Below are 25,575 nucleotides of genomic sequence, written 5' to 3'. Positions count from 1 at the left end.
AGTCAGGAAGATGACCAAACGCGCCTCGGACGTGTCCGTGAGCCCGCCCAGGAGACGCAGTAAGTACACCCTTGCGCCGCTTGTCCTCATCGCGGCCAACGTCGTGCTCTTCGCGCTGTTCTTCCTCTGGCCGGCGGTGATCGGGCTCGTCTACTCCTTCACGAACTACACGGGTGTGGGGGCGTTCCAGTTCGTCGGACTGGACAACTACCACAACCTGTTCGGGGACTCCGCCTTCTTCGACGCGCTGAGCCGGACGCTGCTGTACACCGTGCTCTTCGTCCCGCTGAACTTCGTGTTCTCGCTGCTCATCGCCAACGTGCTGGTGAACAAGCACGCCAAGGGCGTCTCGGTCGCCCGCATCTTCTTCTTCATCCCGTGGCTGCTGTCGCCCATCGTCGTGGGCGTCCTGTGGCGGTGGCTGTTCGGTGAGAACTTCGGACTGGTCAACTACCTCATCGAGAAGGCCGGCGGAAGCGCCGTTCCGTGGCAGTCGAACGCGGACCTGTCGCTGCTGGTGGTCGTGGTGGCGGCGTCCTGGGCCTGGACGGGCTTCTCCATGCTGCTGTTCATCGCGGCGATCAAGAACGTACCGACGTCGTACTACGAGGCGGCCGCGCTCGACGGCGCCGGTCCGTGGCGCCAGTTCTTCAGCATCACGCTGCCGAGCATCGCGCCCACTTCCTTCATCGTCATCCTGCTCAACACCATCCACGGGATGAAGGAGTATCCGCTGTTCGCCTCCCTCAACAACGGCGGGCCCGGAACGTCGAACAACCTGCTTGTGCAGTACATCTACCAGACCGGATTCAAAGCGGGCCAGATCGGCTACGCGAGCGCCGCGTCGTTCGTGCTCATGCTCATCCTGATGGTCGTCGCGATCGTCCAGATGATGGTCAACCGGCGGGTGGAGAACCGATGACAACCACAGACATGCCACGCAAGGTCGACGCCGGGCCCGGACGGGCCTCCCGCAGGAAGCGGTCCAGCGGCTCGGCCACCGGTGGGCTTCGGCGCGCGGTGGCCCCGACGACACTGCTGTGGGTCCTGGCGGCCCTCTACGGGGTGCCGGTGCTGTGGTTCGTCCTCAGCTCCTTCAAACCGGCGGGAGACCTGTTCTCCCTTCCGCTGACGCTGTTCCCGCACAACCCCACCGTGTCGGGTTACAAGGCGGCGTGGGAGAGCGCCAACTTCTCCCAGTACTTCATCAACACGACCATCGTGTGTGTGATCGCGACGATCCTCACGGTGGGAGTCAGCTGCTGCACCGGGTACGCGCTGGCCAAGTACGACAACAAATGGCTCAAGGTCTTCTTCGTCGGCATCCTGGCCACCACGATGCTGCCGTCCGAGGTCATGCTCGCCCCGCAGTTCCTCGTGGTCCGTGACCTCGGCCTGTACAACTCGCTCGCCGGCATCATCCTCCCGGCCGTGCTTACCGCGACCGGCTGCTTCATGTTCCGCCAGTTCTTCCTGACGGTCCCCGACGAGCTCATCGAGGCCGCCCGCATCGACGGCGCGAAAGAGCTGTCGATCTTCCTGAGGATCATGGTGCCGGTCTCCCGGCCCATCATGCTGACGCTCGCCATCCTGTCGTTCCAGTGGCGCTGGAACGACTACATCTGGCCGCTGCTGATGCTCAACGACCCCGACAAGTTCACCGTGCAGATCGGCATCCAGAGCCTCGTCGGCGCGCAGAACATCAACTGGTCGGTGCTGCTGGGCGGATCGGTCATCTCCATGATCCCGCTGATCATCGTCTTCCTGGTGTTCCAGAAGTACGTCATGAACGCCGACATCAACGCCGGCCTGAAGGACTGATCTTGCCCACCCCGCTCGACCACGAGTTCGTCCGGTCGGCGGCCCGTGCCGCCGACCGGACGGCCGCCCCGCTGGCGGCTGCCCCCGACGAGGAACCCGCCGGTGTGCCGCACCGCGGTCTGGCGCGGCGGGTGAAAACCCTGATCGCGGCATACCGTTCCCCGGACTCGGCACTGCACGGCAGCGGACAGGCGGTCGCCGCCGCGCTGACCCACCTGCGCGCCCTGCGGGCCGTGCAGACGCGCTCCGGCCTCTTCGCGGGCGGCGACAACGTCCAGTCACCGCCGGACTCCGCGTTCACCGTCAACGACGTGTGCGACGCGTATGTCCTCGCCGCCGACGCGGGACCGGAGCTGGCCGAGGCGACGGCCGGGCTCGCCGAGATCGCCGGCGCCGCCACCGCCAGTCTCCTGACCGGTGGCGTGCACACCCCGAACCACCGCTGGGAGCTGAGCGCGGCCCTCGCCCGGCTGCACCGTTCCTTCCCCGACGACCGGCTCCTCGACCGCGTCGAGGAGTGGCTCGCCGAGGGCGTCGACATCGACGCGGAGGGCCTGTACTCGGAACGCAGCGCCGTCTACGCGTCCATCGTGACCAACCCCGCGCTGCTCCTGCTGGCCGAGGCGCTCGGCCGGACCGACCTGTCGGCCGCCGTCGAACGCAACCTCGCCACCACCCTGGACCTGATCCGACCGGACGGCACGGTGGAGACCCTCCACTCGCGCCGACAGGACCAGAAGCTCTCGTTCGCCCTGTGGCCCTACCTGCCGCACTACCGGCTCCTCGCGATCCGCACCGGCCGGGGCGACTTCGCCCGGGCGGCACGGCTGGCGGCCGCCGCCGGCATCGACGACCCCGACCTGCTCGCCCAGACCCTCCTCACCCCGGACCTGAGCCGCGAACTGCCGTCCCCGCACGCGGAGAGGCTCCCGCGCGAGCGGTACCTCAGCACCGCACGCCTCGCGCACCACGCCTCGGCCACCGCGCACACCGTGGTGTACGGCGGCTCCGACGTGCCCGAGCACCGGCGCATCCGCTCGGGTCTCGCCTGCAACCCCACCTTCCTGCGCCTGTTCGCCGGGGACGCCGTCCTCGACGCGGTCCGCCTCTCGCGCGGCTTCTTCGACCTGGGCCCGTTCCGCGCCGCCGACATGGAACGGCTCGCCGACCACCGCTACCGGCTCACCCAGAGCCTCACCACCGCCTACTACCAGCCGCTCCCGAAGGACCACCGGCGCGACGACGGCGCCTACCGCCTGGTGGACGAGGGCCGCTTCTCCGCGTCCATGGCCTTCCCGGACCGCCCTCAGGACGAGGTCTCCCACACGACCAGGGTCGAGGTCGACCTGCGCGAGGACGGAGCCGACCTGCGGATCGACATCAGCGGCCCCCCGGTGTCCTGGGCCCTCGAACTGACCTTCCGGCCGGGCGGCGAGCCGCAGGGCGCCGTACCGCTCGGCGACGGACGCTGGTGCCTGACGACCGGGCCGATGACCTACCGCGTCGGCGACGACGAGATCCGGGTGGAGGCCGCCGTCGAGACGGGCGAGCCGCTCGCCGGGCCGGACCGGACCGACGTCCTGCGCTACGACCCGGGCCAGGACTACACCGTGGCCGGCGGCACCGACGCGACGACCGGCAATCGCGTCTACCTCGGTGGGCACGGACCGCAGACACTGACCCTCACACTGCGCGCCTCGACCGTCCCAGGCATGAAGGACTGATTCCCGTGCACCTCCCTCGCCAACTCGGCCCGCTGCACGACCTCCCCGACACCCCGGAGGCGTACGACGCGGTCCTCGCCGACGTCGTCGAGCAGGCCCTGGCCCGGCTCACGCCGGAGGGCAACCTGGAGCACCCGGACTGCGTCGACGACATCGGCGACACCTCCCTCGGCATCACCTCACTCCTCGCCCTCGCCTGGCAGCGCGGCCGGGACCCGCGGCTGCCGGAGGCGGTGCGCCGCAGCCTCGCCTTCCATCTGCGCGAGCGGGTCTACACCGAGGACAACCCCGGCTACCCGAACCTGCGGGCCCGTCACTCGGCCCTGCCGTACGCCCGCTACACCCTCGCCCCCGGCGCCCACCCCATCGGCGACTGGCCGAGCACCGTGTGGGCGCTCCTGCAGGCCGTCAACGTCCTGGACCTGGCGGAAGGACTCGTCGAGGGCGAGCAGCGCACCGAACTGCTCGACGTCGCGCACGGCTACTGGCGCTGGCTGACCGAGGCGACCTTCTTCAACCCGCAGGAGGCCGGCAACCAGGCCATCGGCTGCGTCGTCGGCGGGCTGATGCTGGCCCGCCACCTCCCGCCGGGCAAGGGCGAGCAGGTGCGTGCGCGGGCCCTCGCCCTGTACGCCGACAAGATCCGCGCCCACCGCGTCGCGGACCGGGGCGCGCTGCTGCCGCCCGAGCACGGCGGTGCCTACGACAACAACTACGGCCCGATCTCCCTGTCCTTCCTCGCCCAGGCTTACCGGGTCAGCGGCGAGCGGATCTTCGCCGAGGACGGCGACGCGCTCGCCCGCTACATCGACGCCCGGCTCACCGTCGGCGGCTTCGACAACGGCGGCCCCCGCTACAGCGAGCAGCACAGCGGCTTCGAGTCGGTCCTGGGCCTGCGCTACTTCAGCCGGCGCATCGGGTCCGACCTCGGCCGCTACCGGGGCGACTCCCGGTGGGGCCGGCACGCGGTCAAGGCGGACGGCGGGGTCGACGGTCACTTCGCCTGGATGCTCGTCTGGCAGACCCAGGACACCACCCGCTGGCACCGGAGCCCCTCGCCGCTCCCGGCCCGCCACCAACTGCGGGCGGGCACGGTCTCGGTGGCCTTCGACGACCGTATGACCCCGTCGCTGGTCGAGGCGGCCGGCACGTACTACCTCCCGGCGGCGGTGAACCGGCAGCACGGCTTCGGCCCGGTGACGGACGGCTTCCTGTTCTGCCGCCCGATGGGCGAGGTACGCGTCCGGGACGTCCGCGCCGACGGCCTGACGGCCAAGCTGGTCACCAAGCCGGTCGTCGGCCGCGACCACGTCCTGCGCCATGTGCGGTCCCTGTACGTCACCGACGGCACCCGCCTGTGGCTGACCGTCGCGGTGGAACGGCTCCCCGGCACGCCGTACCTGCTCGCCGGGCTGCCTTACGCCGCCGACGACGGCGACCGTGTGCGCAGGACGGCGCAGGGCGAGGTCACGTCGGCCGGCGCACTGCGGCTGACGCACCCCGAGTCGGACGGCGTGGACCACTTCGACGCCCGCGCGGACCGGACCCAGGAGGAGGCGGCCTTCGCCCTGGCGGCCGACCCGCGCGGCTACGGCAACCCCGACGAGGGCTGGCTGCACCTGGTCGGCTCGACGGCACTGGAGGCCGAACCGGCCCCCGGCGGCCCGGAGGACCTGCACGTCTTCGCCGTACGCTACGGGGAGTTGGGGCCGTTCGGCGCACTGACCGTCGAACGCGACGGTGCGCGGCTGAAGGTCCGCACCGAGGCCTTCACCGCCGTGCTCGGCGAGACGGCGGGCGACGCACACGGGGAGCCGGAGCTCGCGCTCAAGGCGTCATAGGCGCTCTCTGCTCAGCAGGGCCGTGGCCGGCACCACCAGGTCGGCCCGGTCCCGGGTCGCGGCGACCAGGTCGGCGTTGCGCTGGTCGGAGCCCAGCACCCAGGCCACCGCCTGGTCGCGCGCCTTGCCGAACTCCTCGTGACGGGCGATCAGGCGACGGACCCGCTCCGCCTCGTCGGCCTCGCAGAACCACACCTCGTCCAGCTGCGGCCGCACCCGGGCCCACGCCCCCGTGTCCAGCAACAGGTAGTTCCCCTCGGTCACCACCAGCCGGGCGGCCGGCTCCACCGGAACGGCCCCGGCGATCGGCTGCTCCAGCACCCGCTCGAAACCGGGCGCGTACACGATGTCGCCGTCGGCCTCCTCGCGCAGACGCCGCAGCAGCGCCGCGTACCCCGCCGCGTCGAAGGTGTCCGGCGCGCCCTTGCGGTCCCGGCGTCCGAGCCGGTCCAGCTCGACGTCGGCCAGATGGAAGCCGTCCATGGGCACATGCGCGACCCAAGGGTCCCCGCGACCGTTCAGCTCCCGCACCAGATGCTCGGCGAGCGTCGTCTTGCCCGCGCCGGGGCTGCCGGCGACACCGAGGACGGCACGACGGCCGTCGCGGGGGAGGGACCGGGCGCGGGCGAGGAGATCGTCGAAGGTCAGGGCCACACACCAGAGTGTGTCACCCCCCCCGCTCAGGCACCTGGCCGAACATCACACTGCACGCCTGTCCCATGCGGGTTAGCTTGTCCGTGTTTTCGATCTTTTCATCGGTTTCCTGGTTCCCGGGAGGGGCGGACGATGGCGCACGGCACGAAGCCCATGGTCGTGAGCATGGGCCGGCGCGACGAGGCGTTCCTGTCCGGACGGTCGTCGTGGCAGGCACCCGGCCGGGGCCAGCTCGCGGCGGTGGCCGGCGCCTTCACGCTCGCCCAACTCCTGCTCGTAGGGCCTTCGATCGGCCTCGGCTGGGACGAGGTCGTGTACGTGAGCCAGGTCGGCGGCGACGCTCCGGCCGCGTTCTTCAGCGCACCACGCGCGCGTGGCGTCCCGCTGCTGGTGTGGCCCGTCGCCTCCTGGTCGTCCTCCACACCGCTGCTGCGCGTCTACCTCGCCGTCCTGTCCGGACTCGGCCTGTACCTGGCCCTGCGCGCCTGGCGCGGACTGTTCCCGCCACGCGTCCTGGCCGGCGCGGCAGCCCTCTTCGCCACCCTGTGGGTGACCCTCTTCTACGGCCCGCAGGCCATGCCCAACCTGTGGGTCGCCTTCGGCGCCCTGGTCTGCGTCGCCTGCTTCCTGCGGGCGCGCGTGGACCGCTTCGACCGACGGGCCCTGTGGGGTGTCCTGGCGGGCGCCGCGCTCATGGCCTGGATGCGGCCCACCGACGCCGTCTGGGTGGCACTGCCGCTGCTCGTGCTCGCGGTGGCGGTACGGCACTGGCGGCTCGCGGGCGTCCTCGCCGCGGGCCTGGTGGCCGGTGGCCTCCAGTGGGTCGTCGAGGCGTTCGTCAGCTACGGCGGACTGCGCGAGCGGCTGAACCAGGCCTCCCGCATCCAGGGCGATTTGGGCTGGAACTTCGCCGTCGACGACCAACTGCGCAGCCTGGTCGGCAACGCCCTGTGCCGGCCCTGCGACGGGGAGATGCCCACCCCGGTCGTCTACGCCTGGTGGTTCATGCTCCCGCTGCTCGCCGTCTGCGGACTGGCGGTCGCGGTCCTCGCCGGCCGCACCACCCGCACCCTGGTCACCCTGGCCTGCGCCGCCACGGCCGCCTTCCCGTACCTGTTCATGATCGGATACGCGGCGCCCCGCTTCCTTCTGCCCGCCTACGCGCTGCTTTCCATCCCCGTCGCGGACGCGCTGCTCCACCTGGCCACCAGGCCGAACGGCCGCTGGCGCCCGGTGCCGGCCGCCGTGATCGCGCTCGGCCTGGCCGGACACCTGGCCGTGCAGTACGTCGTCCTGGACCGCACCGTGGACCGCACCACCGCGGGCCGCGAGGCCTGGTCCCGCTCCGCCGCCGCCCTCCACCGCCTCGGCGTGCGCCCGCCCTGCCTGCTGACCGGGCACGAGGCCATCCCGGTCGGCTACTACACCGGCTGTGACTCCGGGGCGGTCAGCGGCCACAACGCCAACACCACCAAGGCCGACATCCTGCGCACCGCCCGCCGGATCCCGGTCGGCGCCCTCAGCGATCCCGGCGCCACACCGCCCCGGTACGCCCGCGACTGGGAACTCCACCGCCTCGACGGCCTGGAGGTCCGCGTCGCCCCGGCGCCGGGCGCGGGCGGACCGCAATGACGTCGGAGCACCTCCTCGACGCACCCCGGCGCCGACGCGCGTACTGGCATGCCGCGCTCACCCTCGTCGTCCTGACAGCCGTGCTCTGCCTGGCCCGGCGGCACTGGCCGGTGCTGGAGACGGGCGCGGTGCGGCTCACCGTCGCCGACCGGGGCTGGCTGCTCGCGGCCGCCCTGGCCACCCTCGCCACCTGGCCCTGCTCGGCGCTCGCCCAACAGGGCGCGGTGCCCTGCCGTCTGTCACCCGGGCGGCTCGTGGCCGGGCAGTTCGCCGGCTCCGCCGCCAACCACGTGCTGCCCGTGGGTCTCGGCGCCGGCACGGTGAACCTGCGCTTCCTCATGCGCTGCGGCATACCGATCGCCGACGCCGCCACCGCGGTCGTGGTCAAGGGCACGGCCGGCGCGCTCGTACGCGGCGCCCTGCTCGCCGTACTCTTCGCCGCCTGCCCCGGAATCCTGCACGTCCCGCAGATCGGCGGGGGCTTCCTGCTCGCCTCGTGCGCGCTGGCCGCCGGCGCGATCGTGCTGGTCACCGGCCCGCTGCGGGTCTGGTGCCGACGGGCTCTGATGGCCGTACGGACGTATGTCGGAGCCCTCCACGCGCGACCCGCCCGGGCCGCCGCCCTGTGGGGCGGATCGCTGGCCTTCGTGACGCTGCACTGCGCCGTGCTGATCGCCGTCACCCGGGCGGTCGCCCTGCCCCTGCCGCCGGCCCGGGTCGCCCTGCTCTACCTCGCCGCGAGCACCGCGGCCGCCCTGCTGCCCACCCCGGGAGGCCTCGGCTCCCTCGACGCCGTCCTGGTGTTCGCGCTCACCACGGCCGGCGCACCGGCCACGGGCGCCGCCTCCGCCGTGCTCGGCTACCGGCTGCTGACGGTGTGGCTGCCGCTGGCTCCCGGACTGGTCGTGCTCGGGATCCTCGTCCGGCGCGGGGCGCTGTGAGCGTGAAAGGCGTTTCCCGGTCGCCCGGTTCAGGTAGGAGTCCGGTTGTCGGCCGGACGCAGGAGGGGGAGCGCCATGACGAGCAGTGAGCACGACGGGCGGTTGGGGGAGGAGTTCCTCACTCCGGGATCCTCGTCCTTCACCGAGTTCCTGACGGCACACCGGCCGGGCCTGCTGCCCATGCGCCGCCCCTTTCCCGACGGCGTCCGCGCGGCCCCCGACCGCTTCCCGCACGGCACCACGGTCCTGGCCCTCACCTACCGCGACGGCGTACTGATCGCCGGCGACCGCAGGGCCACCATGGGCAACCTCATCGCCCAGCGCGACCTGGAGAAGGTCCACCCCGCGGACGACTACACCGCCGTCGCCTTCGCGGGCACCGTCGGACTAGCGCTGGACATGGTGAAGCTGTACCAGGTCGAGCTGAAGCACTTCGAGAAGATCGAGGGCATCCCGATGACCCTCAAGGCGAAGGCGAACCGTTTGGCCGGCATGATCCGCCAGAACCTCGGCCAGGCCATGCAGGGCCTCGCCGTCGTACCGCTCCTCGCCGGCTACGACGCCAAGGCACCCGAGGGCGCACGCGGACGCATCTTCGACTTCGAGATCACCGGCGGACCCTACGAGAAGTACGACTTCCACGCCGAGGGTTCCGGCTCGCCGTACGCCCGCGGCGCCCTCAAGAAGCTGTTCCGCGCGGGGATGTCCCGGCACGAGGCGGCGCTGGCCGCGCTGCACGCGCTGTACGACGCGGCCGACGACGACTCGGCGACCGGCGGACCGGACCTCAACCGCCGTATCTTCCCGACCGTTTCGGTCATCACCGAGGACGGATTCGAGCGGCTGCCCGAGTCGGAGACCGGGGAACTGAGCCGCGAGATGGTCGCACAGCGCCTCGGCCGGCCGGACGGGCCGAACGCCATGCCGTGATCAGCCGCGCACCCCCACCTCCTTGCGCCACCTGATGAACTGCTTGTCCGGATCGCCGGTGTAGGCCCACGGAGCCCGTGTGGCCCGGCGTTCCAGCATCCGGAACAGCGCCGCGGCGATGTCGTGGGCCCCCGCGTAACAGGCCGCGTGCGCCAGGTGGTTGACGTCGCGCAGCTCGCCGGGGGCGAAGCCGTCGTCCGTACGGCCGGTGATCCAGCGCTCCCAGGTGCGGCGGACGTCGCTGACGGCGCCGTCATTGCTCCAGTGCTGCCCCAGCCCCATCGAGGCGTGCCGGCCCCTGGCCGCGTCCAGCGCGTAGCGGAACTCCTCGACCCGCGCGTACTGCACGAGCACCGGCAGCGGACAGCCGGACGGTGCTACCCCGGCCGCGTCGCGGGCGAAGTCGTACATCAGACCGTGGGTGCCGTGCCAGCGCGCCGAGTAGTAGTGCAGCACCTGGAGATGTCCCTCGACGCTGTACGGGTCGCGCTGGTGCAACTCGTCCCACCAGCGGGCCAGTTCCTGTCGCCGTACGCCCGACGGATACAGCCGGGCGACGGAGATCAGCGAGATCCACGGGGTCGGGTCGTCCGGGTAGGCGTCGGCGGCCCCGAGGCACGACAGCACCGCGCTGTCGATGCGCTGCCGGTCGATCGGTACACCCCGGCCCGCGGTGATCGCCAGGTTGAACGCCCGGGCCGTCTCCGTCGCCGCCCGCAGCACCAGCGCGTCGGCGCTGTGCGGCTCGGCGGCCAGCCACGACTCCGACGTCGAACTGCTCGCACAGGCCTGGGCGAGCAGCCGGGTCCGGTGGCCGCGGGCCAGCCAGTTCGGACCGGTGACCCGCAGCAGCTCCCGCAGCCCCTGCCAGCGGCCGATGACGATGTCCTGCCGGGCGCGGGTCAGCGCGGCGTCACCGCAGTCGGGGTCGAAGTCGGGAGCGAAGCGGTCTTTCGCCATCGAGGACTCCCTCAGAAGTCGGTGGGAAGACCCTCGTGGACAAGGGAGTCGCTGCCGCCCGCACCGGCCGGCACGTAGTCCGCCTCCACGGTTCGCGCGGCGTCCAGCTTGGCCGGCCGGTAGTAGTCGCTGCCCTGCCGCCAGTACCAGAGCATCGGGATCAGCCCGGCCGCGAGACCGCCCACGCCGATCGCGATGGCGGAGGCGCTCAGCTCGCCCAGCGACTCGACGAAGATCCAGAACATGAACAGGGCCCCGAACAACGGCCACAGGCCGCCGAACACGAAGTTGCCCACCGACTTCAGCAGCATCCTGCGGTAGGCGACGACCACCGCGAGCCCCGTCAGCCCGTAGTACACGGCGATCTGGAGCCCCATCGCCGAGATGGCGTCGGAGAGGATGTCGCCCACCGTGCCCAGGAGGTTGGAGGCGATGAACATCGCCAGCGCCACCACTCCGACCACCGCGACGGCCACCCAGGGCGTGTTCCAACGGCGGTGCACCCGGCCCAGCGCGGACGGCATCGTACGGTCCCGGCCCATCGCGAACAGCGAACGCGTGACCTGGATGAGCGTGGTCTCCAGGGTGGCGATCGTGGACAGCATCACCGCCACGACCAGCAACTTGCCGCCCCAGCCCGGCCAGACCTCCTCGCCGAGCACGGCCAGCACGTTGGCGTCGTTGTCCTGGATCTGCCGCGCGGACAGGATGACGTTCACCGCGATCGTGAACACCTCGAAGAGGAGGAACACGATGCCCACCCCGATGAGCCCCGCGAGGCCGGTCGTACGACGGCTGTTGCGGGTCTCCTCACTGAGGTTGCTGGTCACGTCCCAGCCCCAGTAGTAGAACGCCGCGATCAGCGCCCCCGACGCGAACCCCGACACCCCGTCGAAGTGCCCGAAGCCGAGCCAGGACCAGTCGAACGCCCGGGCGTTGTCGGCGTGGAGAAGGGCGAGGACGGCGAACAGGGCCAGTATCGCCAGCTCCACACCGGACATCACCAGCTGCGCCCGCACCGTGAGCCGCGCGCCGCCCAGCACCACCGCCAGCATGATCAGGAACCAGCCGGCGCCGACCAGCGTCGACAGCGCGGTGCTGTCGGCGAGTTCCTCGTCGAAGAGGGCCAGCGTCATCGACCCGGCCGGCAGTGAACCCGCCACCATGAAGATGGTCGCCGAGATCACCAGCGCCCAGCCGCTGATGAACCCCAGAAAGGGATGCAGCGTACGTCCCACCCAGGAGTAACTGGCGCCCGCGTTCACGTCGATCCGGCTGAGGTAGCTGAAGGCCAGCGCGATGCCCAGCATCGGTATCGCGCAGTACAGCAACGCGGCCGGACTGGCCAGTCCGACCGCCGAGACGAGCACCGCCGTGGTCGCGGCGATCGAGTACGCGGGGGCGCTGCCCGCGACCGCCATCACCACCGTGTCGAACGTACCGAGGGCGTTGGCCTGCAGCCCTCTGCCCCTGTTGTTGCTCATGGATGCGCTGCTTTCCGTCTTGCACGACGTGCGGGCGGACGGGCCCGACGACGTAAGGGGGGTGGGGGGTGAAACAACGCCACGAAACCGGGGAGGGATGACCTCGGGTCAGGGGCGGCGGAGCGGAACGGGTGGCGGACACTGTACGCCGTTGCGTTGCCGTGCAGTCACACCGTGTGTGCAGGTGATGATAGCCACACCCTTTGATGCTTCAAGAGCCGTGCGATCTTGCGGGGTTGGACCACGCGCAACGGGAAACGCGGTTCAGGACATGCAGCACCGCAATCAGCCGACCGCGCGAGCGAGGGAGGCAGTCATGGGCACCGAACACACGCCCGCAGAGCCGATGGCCGACGACGCGTACCAGCCCACCGGAAGCAACGAGGAACAGCAGGACGCGGCACCGCTCGACCTTCAGGACGCCGTGGACGAGCGGACCTACGACGACACCCTCGACGAGGGCTACTCCCCGCCGGAGAAGCCGCTCGGCGTGACCAAGCACGGCACCACGGCCGCCGAACAGCACGCCGGCGAGACCCTCGACGAACGGCTGGCGCAGGAGGTCCCCGACGTGACCGAGCCCGCCGGCGACGACGTCGGCGACCTGCCGGGCGGCGAGGGCGAGCCCGTCGATCCCCAGGCGGGCGCGGAGCGGGCGGGTCGCCTGGTCGCCCCCGACGAGGGCGCTCATTCCGACACCACGAAGGATGAGGTCGCCTCCGATGTCGGTGTCGATGGCGGGGCGGCCGGTGCGGAGGAGGCGGCTGTGCATGTGGTGGAGTCGCCGGAGCGCGGGGCGCCGTAGGGGTTGCTCCCGTCTGGCGGGTGCCGGCCGTGTGTGGCTGGTCGCGCCCACGCGGCGGAGCCGCACATCGATACAGCCCCGCGCCCCTGAAAGGGGGCTTCGCCCCTTTCAGTCTCCCAGCCGGTCGATCTGCCGCAGCCTGTTCGTGGCGTCGAGCGCCGCGACCTTGTAGGACTCCGCCAGCGTCGGGTAGTTGAAGACGGCGTCGACCAGATAGTCGACCGTTCCGCCGCACCCCATCACCGACTGCCCGATGTGGATGAGCTCCGTCGCCCCCGTACCGAAGCAGTGCACCCCGAGCAGCGTGCGGTCCTGCGGCGAGACCAGCAGCTTCAGCATGCCGTGCGAGTCACCGATGATCTGCCCGCGGGCCAGCTCGCGATAGCGGGAGATGCCCACCTCGAAGGGCACCCGGTCCTCGGTGAGCTGGTCCTCGGTCCGGCCCACGAAACTGATCTCCGGGATGGTGTAGATGCCGATCGGCTGGAGGTTGTGCATCCGGCCGACGGGCTCCCCGAAGGCGTGGTACGCCGCCGCCCGGCCCTGCTCCATCGACGTCGCGGCCAGCGCCGGGAAGCCGATGACGTCGCCGACGGCGTAGATGTGCGGTACCTCGGTGCGGTAGTGCTCGTCGACCGTGATCCGCCCGCGCGCGTCCGCCGTGAGCCCGGCCCGGTCCAGGTCCAGCTCGTCGGTGAGCCCCTGCCGGCCCGCCGAGTACATCACCGCCTCGGCCGGGATCTTCTTGCCGCTCTCCAGGATGGTCAGCGTGCTCCGGGGGTGCTGTTCGACCGCCGCGACCGTCTCCCCGAAGCGGAACGTCACGGCGAGGTCCCGCAGGTGGTACTTGAGCGACTCGATCACCTCGACGTCGCACATGTCGAGCATCCCGGCGCGCTTCTCGACCACGGTGATCCTGCTGCCGAGCGCGGCGAACATCGAGGCGTACTCCATGCCGATGACCCCGGCACCGACGATGACCATGGAGCGCGGCACCCGGTCCAGCGCCAGGACGGTGTCGGAGTCGATGATCGTCCGCCCGTCGAACTCAACACTGCCGGGCCGCGCGGGCCGGGTGCCGGTGGCGATGACGACGTGCTCGGCGGTCAGAAGCCGCTCATGGCCGGTGACCTCGCGCAACGCGACCGTGTGCGGATCGACGAAGCGGCCCGTCCCGGCGTACAGGTTGACGTGGTTGCGGGAGAGCTGGCTGCGGATGACGTCCACCTCACGGCCGACCACGTGCTGGGTGCGGGCGGTCAGGTCGGCGACGGTGATGTCCTCCTTGAGCCGGTAGCTCTGCCCGTACAGATCGCGCTGGGTGAGGCCGGTCAGGTACAGCACCGCCTCGCGCAGGGTCTTGGAGGGGATGGTCCCGGTGTGGATGGAGACGCCGCCCACCATGTCGGGGCGGTCGACGACGGCGACCCGGCGGCCCAGCTTGGCCGCGGCGATGGCGGCCTTCTGGCCACCCGGACCGGATCCGATGACGAGCATGTCGAAGTCGGGCACCTTCAGGAGTCTGACAGCCGCGCGCCCCCTTCCGAAAGGGTGAGCCGGCAACCATCGCCCGGGTGAAGTGCCGCAGCGCGAGCGGAAGTTGTGCCTGTCGTCGAGGAGGTCGCGACGGCCCGGCGCGGTGCCGTGCATATGGGTCGATAATGCTGGTATGGGGCATCGGCATCGACTCCTCGACACGAGCGCACCGGCCCGGCTGGCCGCCCCGGACGAGGGCATCGGCCGGGACGAACTGGCGCTCGCGACCCGCAACCACGGCCTGCCGCTCGAAGCCCTGCGCCACGACCTCACCCCGCCCGGACTGCACTACGTCCTGACCCACTACGACATCCCGTACGTCCCCGACGACACCCCCTGGCGCCTGACCCTCGGCGGCCACGTCCGCCGACCGCTCCGTCTCGACCTGGCCGACCTGAGGGCGTTCCCGCAGGTCACCACCAGGGTCACGCTGGAGTGCGCGGGCAACGGCCGGGCCCTGCTGACGCCCCGGCCGGTCAGCCAGCCCTGGCTCGTCGAGGCCGTCGGGACCGCCGAGTGGACGGGCGTACCGCTACGGCTGCTGCTCGCCGAGGCCGGAGTCGGAACGGACGCGGTCGACGTCGTCTTCACCGGCGCCGACCACGGGGTCGAACGCGGTGTCCAGCAGGACTACCGGCGCGCGCTCCCCGTGGAAGTGGCCACAGGCGACGACCCCGAGGTGCTGGTGGCGTACGCGATGAACGGCGCCCCGCTGCCCCCGCAGCACGGCCGGCCGCTCCGGCTGGTCGTGCCCGGCTGGTACGGCATGGCGCACGTGAAGTGGCTGCGCGACATCGCCGTCGCCGAGGAGCCGTTCCGGGGGTTCCAGCAGGCCGTGGCGTACCGGCTGCGCCAGGAGCCCGAGGACGAGGGCGAGCCGGTCACCCGCATCGCCCCCCGCGCCCTGCTCGTCCCGCCGGGCTTCCCCGACTTCATGTCCCGGACCCGGGTGGTCCGGCCCGGCCCGGTGCCCCTGGAGGGACGCGCCTGGTCAGGAGGGGCTCCGGTGACGCGTGTCGAGGTCAGCACCGACGCGGGGCGCTCCTGGCAGGAGGCCGGGCTGGATCCGGACGGCGGGCACCGGTGGGCGTGGCGCCGGTGGCGGCACAGCTGGACGGCGCTGCCCGGCGAGTACGTGCTGAGCGCCCGGGCGACCGACGCCGAGGGCCGGACGCAGCCCCTGGAGCCGCGGTGGAACCGCGGAGGCTTCGCCAACAACCTCGTACAGCGGGTGCCGGTGCTGTGCCTGGACGCGCAGACGGCCGCCCCGGGTGCCGACACGCACCCGGGGTCGACTCGCGCGGATTCCGGACGGTGAGGCCGGGCTGGGCTAGGGCAGCAGCTTGTCGAGGGCGGAGGGGCCCTCGTCCGCCAGCTTGCGCTTGGCCCATTCCAGATTGCGGGGGGTGAGGTCCTTGCCTGAGGCAAGCACTATGTCCTCGGGCGACACATCGGTGCCGGTGCGGGCGTGGAGCAGGTCGTCCGGGGTCACGCGATCCCCGGACGGCCCGGACGCTTCGGGCTGGGACGTCGGCATCATCTCTGCTCCTCGGATCCGGGTGACTTCCTTCGGGCCCGGTGCGGTCATCGGGTCTGTTAACACCATTCAACGCCGGAGCGGACCCTGCATCCGGAGGCGCCGAAAGCCCGCTGAACACCTGCCGGCCCCTGGACACCCGGAGTACCTCTCCGGCCCGCGGCGAAACCGCCCGTCCCAGGCCTCGAAGCGTGCGGGGTCAGTTCTCGAACGGCGTGAGCGTCAGCCGGATCCCCGTGGGTGCCGTGTCCTGGATGTACGAGGCGAAGTCGGCCACGTCGTCGAAGGCGAAGCCGTACGCCTTGCCGTCCTCGGTGGCCGCGTGCATGGCCTTGGCGTAGTGGTTGGTCAGGCCGGTCCGGTAGAAGGTGGCGGCGTCGGTCGTCGGCTGGGCGGGATGGCCGATCAGCGTCGAACGGTTGAAGCCGGCGCCGAGGATCGCGGCGACGGGGCCGGTCGTGCCGTCGTTGGGGGCGGCGAGATTCCCGTCGCAGAACAGCACGTCCCGGGTCGACGGCTTGGCGAAGGACACCTGCGCGGGCCCGTCGAAGGTGAACCGCTCACCGCGCACCCGCCCGGTGAACGTCCCCGCGTTGGTGGTGACGCTCAGGTCCCGCCCGGTGTACGTGCTCCACACCTCGTCGATGTACGGCGCGAAGTAGTCCTTGGCGAACAGTCCCGCGTCCAGGCCGTGTCCCGGGGCGATCACGCGCGTGTCGTCCACGACGAGCCGCGCGAACTCCGCGACCTGCCGGACCGCCGCGAACGCGGCCGCCCGCCCACCGGCCCGCAGCCTGCCCGCGGTCTGGTCCTTGGCGCCGGTCAGCCGGATGCTCAGCGGCACGCTGAACATGTCGACCATGGTGGTGTTGCAGAACATGCCGGCCGCGTTGTACGTGAACTCGGCACAATCGTGCAGCACCGGGTAGTTGGGGTCCGACGTCACCCAGCCCGCCGGGTACTGGAGGGCGGCGTTGCCGTTGCCGTCGGTGACGGCCTTGAACCTGAGCTTCTCGCCGAGCGACACATAGATCCGGCCGGACATCTGCGGCAGCGACAGCCGGGTCTCGCCACTGCCGGCCAGGCTGATCGCGTAGTCGGTGAAGCCGTCGGGTCCGTTGTCCGACAGGGCGATCGGCGCGAGGGTGCCGTCGGGCGTGACGCGTACCTGGCGGCCGTCCTGGTTGCCGACGATGTAGACGTGGACGTTCGCGTTGCCGAAGGAACCGCTGTCGTTGACGATCGTCAGCGGCAGCGCGGCCGCCGCCGCGGCACGGGTGTCGCCGTCCTCGGGCGTGCCCGCGAGGGCGTACGGGGCCACGGCGGCCGCGGCGGGAACGGCCACCGCCGTGCCGCCGAGGGCGAGGAGGAGCCTGCGTCGACCGAGCTGGCGCTGATGGCGGGAAGTCATGTGCATGTGGGGTCTCCCGAGTACTTGGTGTGTGGGGGGACTGGGCAGCAGCGGCGGTGACGCCGATCACGGCTCTGAGAGCGCTCTCGAACCCGGCGTCACAGCCACCGATGGGCCCCGATGGTACGCACCACCTCCGTAGGGGCCAATGGGTCTGCACCAAGTCCAAACTCCCTTCAGCTGCGGGAACTTGAAGGGGCACGGAATGACCGCGACGGCTTAACCCTCCCCTAAGGCCGCTTAAGTCACTCCGGCTCTTGAGAGCGCTCTCTGACATCCACAGGAACCCGCTCAGGACCTGCGAAAAACCCGTGGACGCCTCTGACGAAGATCGCGTACGGTGTGGCTCCACGCCCTGAGACGGACGGAAGGAGGCGAGTGCCGTGCGGTTCACCCCAGTCCAGCGCTCCTCTTCCCGTTGCCCCGGCGTGTCGCGTCAGATCTGACCGGGAGCGCTCCTCACAGCCCTCATCCCGGAGGAATCCGTGACCGATCCGGTCATCCGCGTGCTCTCCCCGAGCGACGCCCATCTCTTCGACGCCCACCCCGACCCGCTCGGCGCCCGTGCGGGCCACCGCCGGACCCGGTTCCGCCCCGACTGGAAGCGCGTCGCCCTGCGCGACGGCACGGTCGTCGCTCGCGGCGCCTGGTGGGGCGGCCCCGACGACTCCGAGCCCGTCAACATCAACTGGTTCGACGTGGCCGAGGGCGAGGAGGAGGCCGGCGCCGAACTCCTGCGCTCCGCCCCCTGGCAGGTCGAACTCGAGATCAACCTGCCCGGCGGCTGGCGGGACGAACCCGGCCTGAAGGCCGCCGCCGACGCCCGCTTCAACGCCGCCCGCGCGGCCGGCTACGAAATCCTGGTGGAACGCTTCCTCTACCGCTGGACCCCGGAACTCGGCCTGCCCGAACGCCCCGGACGCCTGCGCTTCAGCCCCGAACCCGACGACGCGGTCTTCTTCGACGCGCTGCGCCGCGTCCACTCCGCCACCCTGGACGCCCACGCCCTGCGGGCCATCGAGGAGGGCGGCCTCGACCAAGCCGCCCAGGAGGAGCTGGACTTCTTCCACTGGTGCCCCTCGCCACGCGAGTGGTGGCAGGTCGCGCACACGCCGGAGGGCGACCTGGCCGGCATCCACATCCCGGCCCACAACCCCTCCGGCCCGACCATCGGCTTCATCGGAGTCGTCCCGGAACAGCGCGGCCACGGCTACGCCTACGACCTCCTGGCCGAGTGCACCCACCTCCTCGCCGAGCAGGGCGCGGAGTTCATCAGCGGCGCCACGGACCAGGGCAACTTCCCCATGGCCGCGAACTTCGCCAAGGCGGGCTTCCCCGTCGTGAGCGAGCGCATCAACTTCCGCGCGCCGAAGTCGGCGTAGCCAGTAGGTCGTGGAGACGACCCGGCCCGACTGCGGGCCGGGCCGTCTGTCAGTGGCGGGTGGCAAGCTGGTCGGCGGTGTGATCTGCCCGGGGCCGTACTCGTAGACCCGGTCGCCCAGGGCGAGCCGTTTGGCGCCCTGGGCGATGACCGCCAGCACCGTGCCCGACATGGACGGCGCCGGTGGGTCCGGGCGGTCGACCCTGGAGATGAGGACGCCTTCGACGGCGGTGGTCCAGTCGGGCCGGGCATGCCGGGCCAGCAACGTCCGGAGCTCTTCCAGGTGCATGCCTCCATTGCAGCACCAACGCGGGCGAAGGCTCCCCAGCCCGAGAGGATCGTGCAAGCACGAGCGAGCATCGTTCTAACGTTTCCGCAGGTCAGATCGGTTGAATGGCATCACAGCGCTCCTCCACCGCCGACTGTTCCTGGGAGGGACGTCATGAAGGTCGCCATCGTCACCGGAGCCAGCTCCGGCATCGGACAGAGCGCCGCGATCGAGATCGCCCAGCGCGGGACCGGGGTCATCCTGACCTACAGCAGCAACCCTCAAGGAGCGAAGGACACCGTCGCTGCCATCGAGAAGGAGGGCGGTACGGCCGTCGCACTGCCGCTGGACGTCGGCGAGAGTGGCACCTTCACGGACTTCCGCGACACCGTGGCCGGTGTGCTGCGCGACACCTGGCAGCGCGACACCTTCGACCACCTGGTGAACAACGCCGGTTTCGCGCACTCCGCGCTGATCGAGGACATGACCGAAGGGACGTTCGACAAGCTCACGCGGGTCCTGCTCAAGGGGCCTTACTTCCTGACGCAGAAGCTGCTGCCGCTGATGGCCGACGGCGGGGCGATCGTCAACACCAGCAGCAACTCGACGACGACCGGAGCCGAGCCCGGCTACTCGGCCTACGCGTCGATGAAGGGCGGCCTGGACGTGCTGACCCGGTACATGGCCAAGGAGTTCAGCCCGCGCGGCATCCGCGTCAACGCCGTCTCACCCGGCGCGACCCGCACCCGGCTCGGCGGCGACGCCTTCACCCGGTTCCCCGAGGTGATCCCGGCCCTAGCCGCGAAAACCGCGCTCGGCAGGGTCGGGGAACCCGACGACATCGGCGCGATGATCGCCAGCCTGGTCTCCGACGAGAGCCGCTGGGTCACCGCGCAGAACATCGAGGTGTCGGGCGGCTACAACCTCTAGGAGCGGGGCAGGTCCGCCCCAAACCTCTAGGACCGGGGCAGGTCCGCCCCAACCAGGCCCCAACGAGGCCCCACCCAGGCCCCACCCAGGCCCGACCCAGGCCCGCGTCAGGCGCCGCCGTCCAACAGCGCTTCGGCCGTCGCCAGAATCTCGGTGACCCGCAGACCGAACGCCGCGTCGCACGCATGCGGCCGACCTGTACGGGAGGCCGCCAGCAGGGCGTCCGCGGCCCGGGCCAGGGCGGACACCGCGCTGTCGGTGCTCTGAGGCAGCTGCGTCACCCCGGCCGAGCCCCGCAGCTCCACCGCGGCCCCCGCAGCGGCGGGCGGTGCCGTGAGGCTGAGGGCCAGGGTGCTCGACGCGCCGCCGAGGTGGTCGAGGACCAGGTGGACCGTGTCGCCGGGGCCGGACGCGGCCGCCGTCACGCGCCTCGCGTCGCCCAGGATCGGCAGCAGCACCGACAGCGCGTGCGGACCCACGTCCCACAGGGCGCCCTTCTCCCGCCGCCACGGCGTGGCGAACGGGTTGGCGTCCTCGCTGAACACCGCGCCGAGCCACTCCGCCCGCCCCGTGAACCAGCCCTCCACCGCGGCCTGTTCGTTGATCCACGCCTCGGTCTCCGGCTGGAAACGGGCGGTGAAGAAGACGACCGAGGCCACACCGGCCTCCTCGACGGCCCCGGCGACCGCCCGGGCCTGCTCCACCGTCGGCGCGAGCGGCTTGTCGAGCAGCAGATGGCGGCCCGCCCGCGCGGCCCGCACCGCCAAGTCGGCCTGGACGGCAGGAGGCAGCGCCACGGCCACCGCGTCCACGTCGGCGAGCAACGCGTCGACCTCGTCGTAGGCGCGCACGCCGTAGTTGTCGGCCAACTCCTTGGTGGGGGCCGTACGGCGGCCCCACACGCCCACGAAGTCCAGTCCGCCGTGCCGGCTCAGGGCGGGAGCATGAGCCATCCGAGCCCACGGGCCGGTACCGAGCAGTCCGATGCGCATGCCGCCGCCTCTCACTGTGCCGAGCTGTACCGAGCGTGCCGAGCTGTGCCGACGATCGCCGGACGTCGTTCAGCCCGTCGGCCGAGGGTGAGCGTTTCACACCGACCAGGAGGCCATGCAAGCGGTCGGGCGGCCGGTCTCAGCCACAGAGACACAGAGATTCAGCGGCGTCGTCACTGAATCACCACCCCCCGGGATCCGTTCCGGAATGCGCTTGTACTCCCCTCGGGGACGAGGTAGGAAAGCGCTTGCCATGCAGGTGTCTGCATCTCATCCGGAACCCTGGGAAGGACAACGCCGATGGCGTCGTCACACGAGAGACCGCTCGACCACCGCTACCGCGGCGAACACCCCGTACGCACCCTCGCCTACCTCTTCCGCGCCGACCGCCACCGCCTCGCGGCCGCGGTCGGCGTGTTCACCGTCAAGCACAGCCCGGTCTGGCTGCTGCCGCTGATCACCGCGTCCATCATCGACACCGTCGTCCAGCACCAGCCGATCAGCAGGCTCTGGCTGAGCACCGGCGTCATCATGCTCATCCTGCTGGTCAACTACCCCCTGCACGTGCTGTACGTCCGCCTGCTGTACGGCAGCGTGCGCCGGATGGGCACCGGGCTGCGCTCCGCGCTGTGCACCCGTATGCAGCAGCTTTCCATCGGCTACCACTCGCGCGTCAGCGCCGGCGTGCTCCAGGCCAAGGTCGTGCGCGATGTGGAGACCGTCGAGCAGATGGTGCAGCAGACCGCGGAGACGGGGCTCGGCGCGGGCACCGTGCTCGTCGGCGGCCTCGTCATCATCGCGATCCGCACACCGCAGTTCGTGCCCGTCTTCCTCGTCGTCGTGCCCGCCGCCGCACTCGTCGTCGCCCGCCTCCGGGCCCGTCTGCGCACCCACAACGAGCACTTCCGCCACGAGGTGGAGACCCTGTCCTCCCGGGTGACGGAGATGACCCGCCTCATCCCGGTGACCCGCGCCCACGGACTGGAGGGCAAGGCGCTGCGCCGCATGGACGGCACCCTGCACCGGCTGCTGACCTCCGGCATGCGCCTCGACCTCGTCAACGGCCGCTTCGGCTCGCTCGCCTGGGTCGTACTGAACGTCGTCGGCGTGCTCGTCCTCGCCGGCGCGGCGCTGATCTCGTACTACGGAGTGTGGGGCGTGACCGCCGGTGACGTCGTCATGCTGAGCGCCTTCCTGACCACCCTCACCAACTCCACGACCACGTTGGCGGGCCTGGCCCCGGTCATCACCAAGGGCCTGGAGTCGGTCCGTTCCGTCGGCGAGGTGCTCCAGGAGCCCGAGCTGGAGGACAACGAGGGCAAGTCCGAGGTCACCTCGCTGCGCGGCGCGGTGACCTTCGACAACGTCGGGTTCGCGTACGAGGAGAACGGCCACCTCGCCGTACGGGACTTCAGCCTCTCCGTCACCCCGGGGGAGACCATCGCCCTCGTCGGCGCGTCCGGTGCCGGCAAGTCCACCGTGCTGAACCTCGTCATCGGGTTCATCCGCCCGACCTCCGGCCGCCTGGAACTCGACGGCACCGACATGAGCACCCTCGACCTGCGCACCTACCGCCGCTTCGTCTCGGTCGTGCCGCAGGAGTCGATCCTGTTCGACGGCACCATCCGCGAGAACGTCGCCTACGGCATGGACGACGCCGACGAGGAGACGGTGCGCGCGGCGCTGCGCGACGCCAACGCGCTGGAGTTCGTCGACCGGCTCCCGCAGGGCCTCGACACCTTGGTCGGCGAGCGCGGGGCACGGCTGTCCGGCGGACAGCGGCAGCGGCTCGCCATCGCGCGGGCGCTGATCCGGGACCCCAGGGTGCTCGTCCTCGACGAGGCGACCTCGGCCCTGGACACCCGGTCCGAGGCGCTGGTCCAGCAGGCCCTCGCCCGCCTCCTGCACGGCCGTACCACCTTCGTGGTGGCACACCGGCTGTCCACCGTGCGCGGCGCGGACCGGATCGTGGTGATGGGCGACGGGCGGATCCAGGAGATCGGCACCCACGACGAACTCCTGCGCCGGAACGGGGCGTACACGGCCCTGCACAGCGGGCAGGTCGCCTGACGCACGTGTTCCGCCCGCTCCACCTTGCGACGGAGCGGGCGGAACAGGCGGCTACGGCCGGTCGATCACCCGGCCCAGCTCGATCCGGTCGATGTCCGGCGCCCAGGCCGTCGCGTTGCCGAACGTCACCTTGTTGGAACCCTGCCTCAGGTCGACGGGGACACCCACCGTCCAGTAGTCGTCCGAGCTCCAGGTGTTCTTGAACGTGACCTTCACCGGCGCCGCGTTCCCCACGGTGATGTCCGCGGTGCGGGACATGATGTCCGTGTTGTAGGCGTGGCCGTTGTCCCGCCGGTCGTTGTGCGCGTAGTGGACCACCAGCAGATAGCGGCCGGAGCTGGGCGCCCGAACGGTGAACTCGGCGGTGCTGTCGGGGCTGTTGCCGAGCTTGCCGATGTAGGAGCCGGCCGAGGCGTGGGCGGATTCGACGAGCTCGGCCCCGCCCTTGAGGACGGCCGCCCTGCCCTCGTAGGAGAGGGTGCCGGAGGCCGAACCGCTGCCCGAGACGTCCAGCGAGCGGACGGCTGAGTGCTGGGCGGTCGCCGTGACGCGGTTGTTGCCCGCCACGAGGTACAGCCGCAGCGGCCGGCCCGGCGCCGCCGTCACCGTCTCCCCGTGCAGGGCGAGCTTCACCGTCTCCGTCGCCCGCGGCACCACCGTGAAGTAGCCGTCGCGCGGGGCGTACACGTCGAAGACCGCCTTGTCGCCGGAGCGCAGCACCAGGGCGCCCGTGCCGACTCCCACCGAGGAGGAGTAGTCGTACGACGGACTGCCGCTGACGTCCGCCAGCGTGGCCTCGTACGACGCCGAGGGCGCTCCCGCGCGGGCCGTCAGGTCGATGCGGTCGAGGGTGACCTCGGCGTCGCCCTTGGCCAGCGTCAGCACATGGGTGCCGGCCTGGAGCCGGACGGTGACGTCCCGCTTGGCGCGGTAGGTCCAGTTCTCCGTGGAGGGGTAGGTGACCGTGGCCGCCTCGGCGCCGTCGACCGACAGCTTCTGCGTGGCCGGGCCGCCGGACTGGTTGCCGTACAGGATCGCCAGGTCGTACGCCCCGTCGCGCGGCACCGTGACCGTGAAGTCGACCTTGCTGGTGGCCTGGTTGAGCGAGCCGACGTCCTTCGTGCCGGAGGCCGCGTAGCCGTTGGCGTTCTCGACCGTGCCCCGGGTGTAGACCTTGCCGTCGGTGATCGCGGCCGACTCGGCCTCGTACGACGCCGACCAGGGGACGGAGACGGGGGAGGGGCTGCCCGTGCCGCCGGGCGTCAGGACGACCCGGTAGGCGGACATCTTCCGCATGCCGCGCAGCGGGACGGTCACCGAACCGTCGTCCGCCACCTTCACCTTCGTACGTGCGAGGACCTGAGGCGTCGCGTGCTGCCCCTCGTAGCCGGACCAGGCGGCCTCGGCGACGGTCGCGGTGACCGTGCGGCCGAAGACGGAACGGGGCACGTTGCGGACGACGACGTCGGAGTCGCCCGCCGAACCGCCGAGCAGCACCTGCGCCTGGCGCCGGCCCGTGTCCAGGGAGGCCAGGCCCTGCAGGGTGTCGATGGTGTTCGGCTGCGCAGGGGTCACCTTGACGGTGTCACCGGTCATCCCGGCGTACCAGCGGAACAGCCACCAGCCGCCGTTGGGGATGTTGGAGCGCACGACCTGACCGCTGAGGTTGCCGGCCGCGTCCCAGTACGCCATGTTCGCGTACACCTTGTTCCGCTCGAACATGGAGACCCACTGCACGAGCTGGCCCGGTACGGAGAGGTCGCGGCGGTTGGCGTACTCGTCGATGTTGATCTTCAGCGGGGCGATGCCCGCCTCGCGTTCGAGCGCCCGGTAGTCGTCGTAGTGCGCCTGGAAGTCGCGCAGCGAGCCGGAGCCCAGCTCGTGCCAGGTCATCACCTGCGGCAGGACGTTCTCCCGCTTGGCGAAGGCGAGGAAGTCCTTCAGCAGCCGGGAGTGGTAGGCGGCCTCGTTCGGGCCCGCGATCCTCGCGTCCGGGTCGATCGCGCGGATGCGCTGGTACACCGTCTTCCAGTCCTTGAAGAACCGGTCCCGGTTGGCCTCGTACTGGGCCTGGTCGGCGACGCCCAGCTTGTACCAGATCTGGTCGGGCTCGTTGAACGGGATGTAGACGAACCGCTCGCTGTTCGGGTCCGCCGCCACCTCCTTGGCGATCTTGTCGACCTTGGGGAGGTAGTCGTCGATGCCGAGGTCTTCGTACGGCCACTTGGCGTAGATGTCCTGCATCATCACGTTGATCTCGCCGCCGCCGTTGCGGAAGAACGACTTCGAGACGGTGAGCGCGTCGCCGTTGGGGTGCTGGGCGCCGCCCTCCGGCTTCTGCGAGACGCTGGTGACCTTCAGGGGCGCCAGCGCGGCGTCACTGGGTACCCCGTCGTCGCTGAGCCCGTACAGCGCGCCGTTGGCGCCGAGCATCACCGGCCCCTCGGAGGCGGACAGGTCGACGGTGAGGCGCTGCGGGTCGGCAGCGGCCGCGGGGCCCGCGGCGGGGAGAGTGGCTGCCATGGTGGCTGCTCCAAGTGCGGCTGATATCAAGGCGGTTCTGGCACGGAATCCCGTACGGAATCTCGTACGGAATCTCGTACGGGGTCGGGTACGGAGTCGGTCGAGGGTTCGTGTGCGGGCGGGGGTGATCACTTG

General features: G+C 71.1%; 20 protein-coding genes and 1 pseudogene. 12 read left to right on the top strand and 9 right to left on the bottom strand.

Annotated elements, in window-relative coordinates; all coding sequences use genetic code 11:
• Window positions 1-10: 10 nt before the first annotated feature.
• The 4 genes from AQJ67_RS20645 to AQJ67_RS20630 are packed head-to-tail and all read left to right on the top strand — an operon-like array spanning window position 11 to window position 5,386.
• Complete coding sequence (locus AQJ67_RS20645) at window positions 11-922, top strand: carbohydrate ABC transporter permease (protein ID WP_062720453.1); 912 nt, start codon at window positions 11-13, stop codon at window positions 920-922.
• The gene (locus tag AQJ67_RS20640; RefSeq protein WP_062720452.1) at window positions 919-1,821 is read left to right on the top strand and encodes a carbohydrate ABC transporter permease; all 903 of its coding nucleotides are present in this window, start codon (window positions 919-921) and stop codon (window positions 1,819-1,821) included. The genes AQJ67_RS20645 and AQJ67_RS20640 overlap by 4 nt, the downstream gene beginning before the upstream one ends.
• A gap of 2 nt (window positions 1,822-1,823) precedes the next feature.
• Window positions 1,824-3,545: a hypothetical protein gene (locus tag AQJ67_RS20635; protein WP_062720451.1), complete on the top strand. Its 1,722-nt coding sequence runs from the start codon at window positions 1,824-1,826 to the stop codon at window positions 3,543-3,545.
• Between the two features lie 5 nt (window positions 3,546-3,550).
• On the top strand, window positions 3,551-5,386 hold the full coding sequence (locus AQJ67_RS20630; RefSeq protein ID WP_062720450.1) for a hypothetical protein: 1,836 nt from the start codon (window positions 3,551-3,553) through the stop codon (window positions 5,384-5,386).
• Here the strand turns inward: AQJ67_RS20630 and AQJ67_RS20625 are convergent.
• The gene (locus AQJ67_RS20625) at window positions 5,381-6,040 is read right to left on the bottom strand and encodes a nucleoside/nucleotide kinase family protein (protein ID WP_062720449.1); all 660 of its coding nucleotides are present in this window, start codon (window positions 6,038-6,040) and stop codon (window positions 5,381-5,383) included. The two genes, AQJ67_RS20630 and AQJ67_RS20625, sit on opposite strands and share 6 nt — an antisense overlap.
• A gap of 132 nt (window positions 6,041-6,172) precedes the next feature.
• On the opposite strand from AQJ67_RS20625, the gene AQJ67_RS20620 reads away from it, so the two are divergent.
• The 3 genes from AQJ67_RS20620 to prcB all read left to right on the top strand — a co-directional run bounded on the left by AQJ67_RS20620 (window position 6,173) and on the right by prcB (window position 9,543).
• On the top strand, window positions 6,173-7,672 hold the full coding sequence (locus AQJ67_RS20620; RefSeq protein WP_079056063.1) for a glycosyltransferase family protein: 1,500 nt from the start codon (window positions 6,173-6,175) through the stop codon (window positions 7,670-7,672).
• Window positions 7,669-8,613 carry a lysylphosphatidylglycerol synthase transmembrane domain-containing protein gene (locus AQJ67_RS20615; protein ID WP_062720448.1) on the top strand — a complete coding sequence of 315 codons (945 nt, stop codon included), beginning with the start codon at window positions 7,669-7,671 and terminating at the stop codon, window positions 8,611-8,613. The genes AQJ67_RS20620 and AQJ67_RS20615 overlap by 4 nt, the downstream gene beginning before the upstream one ends.
• A 75-nt stretch (window positions 8,614-8,688) precedes the next feature.
• Window positions 8,689-9,543 carry a proteasome subunit beta gene (prcB, locus tag AQJ67_RS20610; RefSeq protein WP_062720447.1) on the top strand — a complete coding sequence of 285 codons (855 nt, stop codon included), beginning with the start codon at window positions 8,689-8,691 and terminating at the stop codon, window positions 9,541-9,543.
• On the opposite strand, the gene AQJ67_RS20605 is transcribed toward prcB, so the two are convergent.
• Window positions 9,544-10,503 (bottom strand): hypothetical protein, encoded by a 960-nt coding sequence (locus AQJ67_RS20605; protein WP_062720446.1) that lies wholly within the window; start codon window positions 10,501-10,503, stop codon window positions 9,544-9,546.
• A gap of 11 nt (window positions 10,504-10,514) precedes the next feature.
• Complete coding sequence (locus AQJ67_RS20600) at window positions 10,515-11,987, bottom strand: APC family permease (RefSeq protein WP_062720445.1); 1,473 nt, start codon at window positions 11,985-11,987, stop codon at window positions 10,515-10,517.
• A gap of 316 nt (window positions 11,988-12,303) precedes the next feature.
• On the opposite strand from AQJ67_RS20600, the gene AQJ67_RS20595 reads away from it, so the two are divergent.
• Entirely contained in the window at window positions 12,304-12,792 is a 489-nt protein-coding gene (locus AQJ67_RS20595) for a DUF5709 domain-containing protein (RefSeq protein WP_062720444.1), read from the top strand.
• Window positions 12,793-12,900: 108 nt separating this feature from the next.
• On the opposite strand, the gene sthA is transcribed toward AQJ67_RS20595, so the two are convergent.
• Window positions 12,901-14,304, bottom strand: a complete 1,404-nt coding sequence (gene sthA / locus AQJ67_RS20590; RefSeq protein WP_062720443.1) for a Si-specific NAD(P)(+) transhydrogenase — start codon at window positions 14,302-14,304, stop codon at window positions 12,901-12,903.
• A 157-nt stretch (window positions 14,305-14,461) separates the two neighbouring features.
• Here sthA and AQJ67_RS20585 point away from each other — a divergent pair, with 157 nt between their 5' ends.
• Window positions 14,462-15,646 carry a sulfite oxidase gene (locus AQJ67_RS20585; RefSeq protein WP_062720442.1) on the top strand — a complete coding sequence of 395 codons (1,185 nt, stop codon included), beginning with the start codon at window positions 14,462-14,464 and terminating at the stop codon, window positions 15,644-15,646.
• Between the two features lie 12 nt (window positions 15,647-15,658).
• Here AQJ67_RS20585 and AQJ67_RS20580 read toward each other — a convergent pair whose 3' ends face one another.
• Together AQJ67_RS20580 and AQJ67_RS20575 are read right to left on the bottom strand one after the other, a co-directional pair.
• Window positions 15,659-15,865, bottom strand: a complete 207-nt coding sequence (locus tag AQJ67_RS20580) for a hypothetical protein (RefSeq protein ID WP_062720588.1) — start codon at window positions 15,863-15,865, stop codon at window positions 15,659-15,661.
• A gap of 199 nt (window positions 15,866-16,064) precedes the next feature.
• Window positions 16,065-17,276: a beta-1,3-glucanase family protein gene (locus tag AQJ67_RS20575; RefSeq protein ID WP_062720587.1), complete on the bottom strand. Its 1,212-nt coding sequence runs from the start codon at window positions 17,274-17,276 to the stop codon at window positions 16,065-16,067.
• 485 nt (window positions 17,277-17,761) lie between these two features.
• Between AQJ67_RS20575 and AQJ67_RS20570 the strand changes: the two genes are divergently transcribed.
• A complete protein-coding gene (locus tag AQJ67_RS20570; RefSeq protein ID WP_062720441.1) occupies window positions 17,762-18,658 on the top strand; it encodes a GNAT family N-acetyltransferase in 897 nt (298 codons plus the stop codon).
• A gap of 84 nt (window positions 18,659-18,742) precedes the next feature.
• On the opposite strand, the pseudogene AQJ67_RS45370 reads toward AQJ67_RS20570, so the two are convergent.
• Window positions 18,743-18,946: pseudogene (locus tag AQJ67_RS45370) on the bottom strand (AraC family transcriptional regulator N-terminal domain-containing protein); the annotation flags it as partial.
• A 153-nt stretch (window positions 18,947-19,099) separates the two neighbouring features.
• Here AQJ67_RS45370 and AQJ67_RS20565 point away from each other — a divergent pair.
• The gene (locus tag AQJ67_RS20565; protein ID WP_062720440.1) at window positions 19,100-19,855 is read left to right on the top strand and encodes an SDR family NAD(P)-dependent oxidoreductase; all 756 of its coding nucleotides are present in this window, start codon (window positions 19,100-19,102) and stop codon (window positions 19,853-19,855) included.
• A 107-nt stretch (window positions 19,856-19,962) separates the two neighbouring features.
• Here the strand turns inward: AQJ67_RS20565 and AQJ67_RS20560 are convergent, their stop codons facing one another.
• Window positions 19,963-20,847, bottom strand: coding sequence for a Gfo/Idh/MocA family protein (locus AQJ67_RS20560; protein WP_062720439.1), 885 nt, complete (start codon window positions 20,845-20,847; stop codon window positions 19,963-19,965).
• A gap of 300 nt (window positions 20,848-21,147) precedes the next feature.
• Here AQJ67_RS20560 and AQJ67_RS20555 point away from each other — a divergent pair, with 300 nt between their 5' ends.
• The gene (locus tag AQJ67_RS20555) at window positions 21,148-22,917 is read left to right on the top strand and encodes an ABC transporter ATP-binding protein (protein WP_062720438.1); all 1,770 of its coding nucleotides are present in this window, start codon (window positions 21,148-21,150) and stop codon (window positions 22,915-22,917) included.
• Window positions 22,918-22,968: 51 nt separating this feature from the next.
• On the opposite strand, the gene AQJ67_RS20550 is transcribed toward AQJ67_RS20555, so the two are convergent.
• Entirely contained in the window at window positions 22,969-25,440 is a 2,472-nt protein-coding gene (locus AQJ67_RS20550; RefSeq protein ID WP_062720437.1) for a CBM35 domain-containing protein, read from the bottom strand.
• Window positions 25,441-25,575: the final 135 nt, after the last annotated feature.

The sequence above is a fragment of the Streptomyces caeruleatus genome, assembly GCF_001514235.1.
In the GTDB taxonomy this organism is placed as follows: domain Bacteria; phylum Actinomycetota; class Actinomycetes; order Streptomycetales; family Streptomycetaceae; genus Streptomyces; species Streptomyces caeruleatus.
Note: the sequence above shows the minus strand (reverse complement) of the source record. Positions and strands in the feature narration are given on the sequence as shown.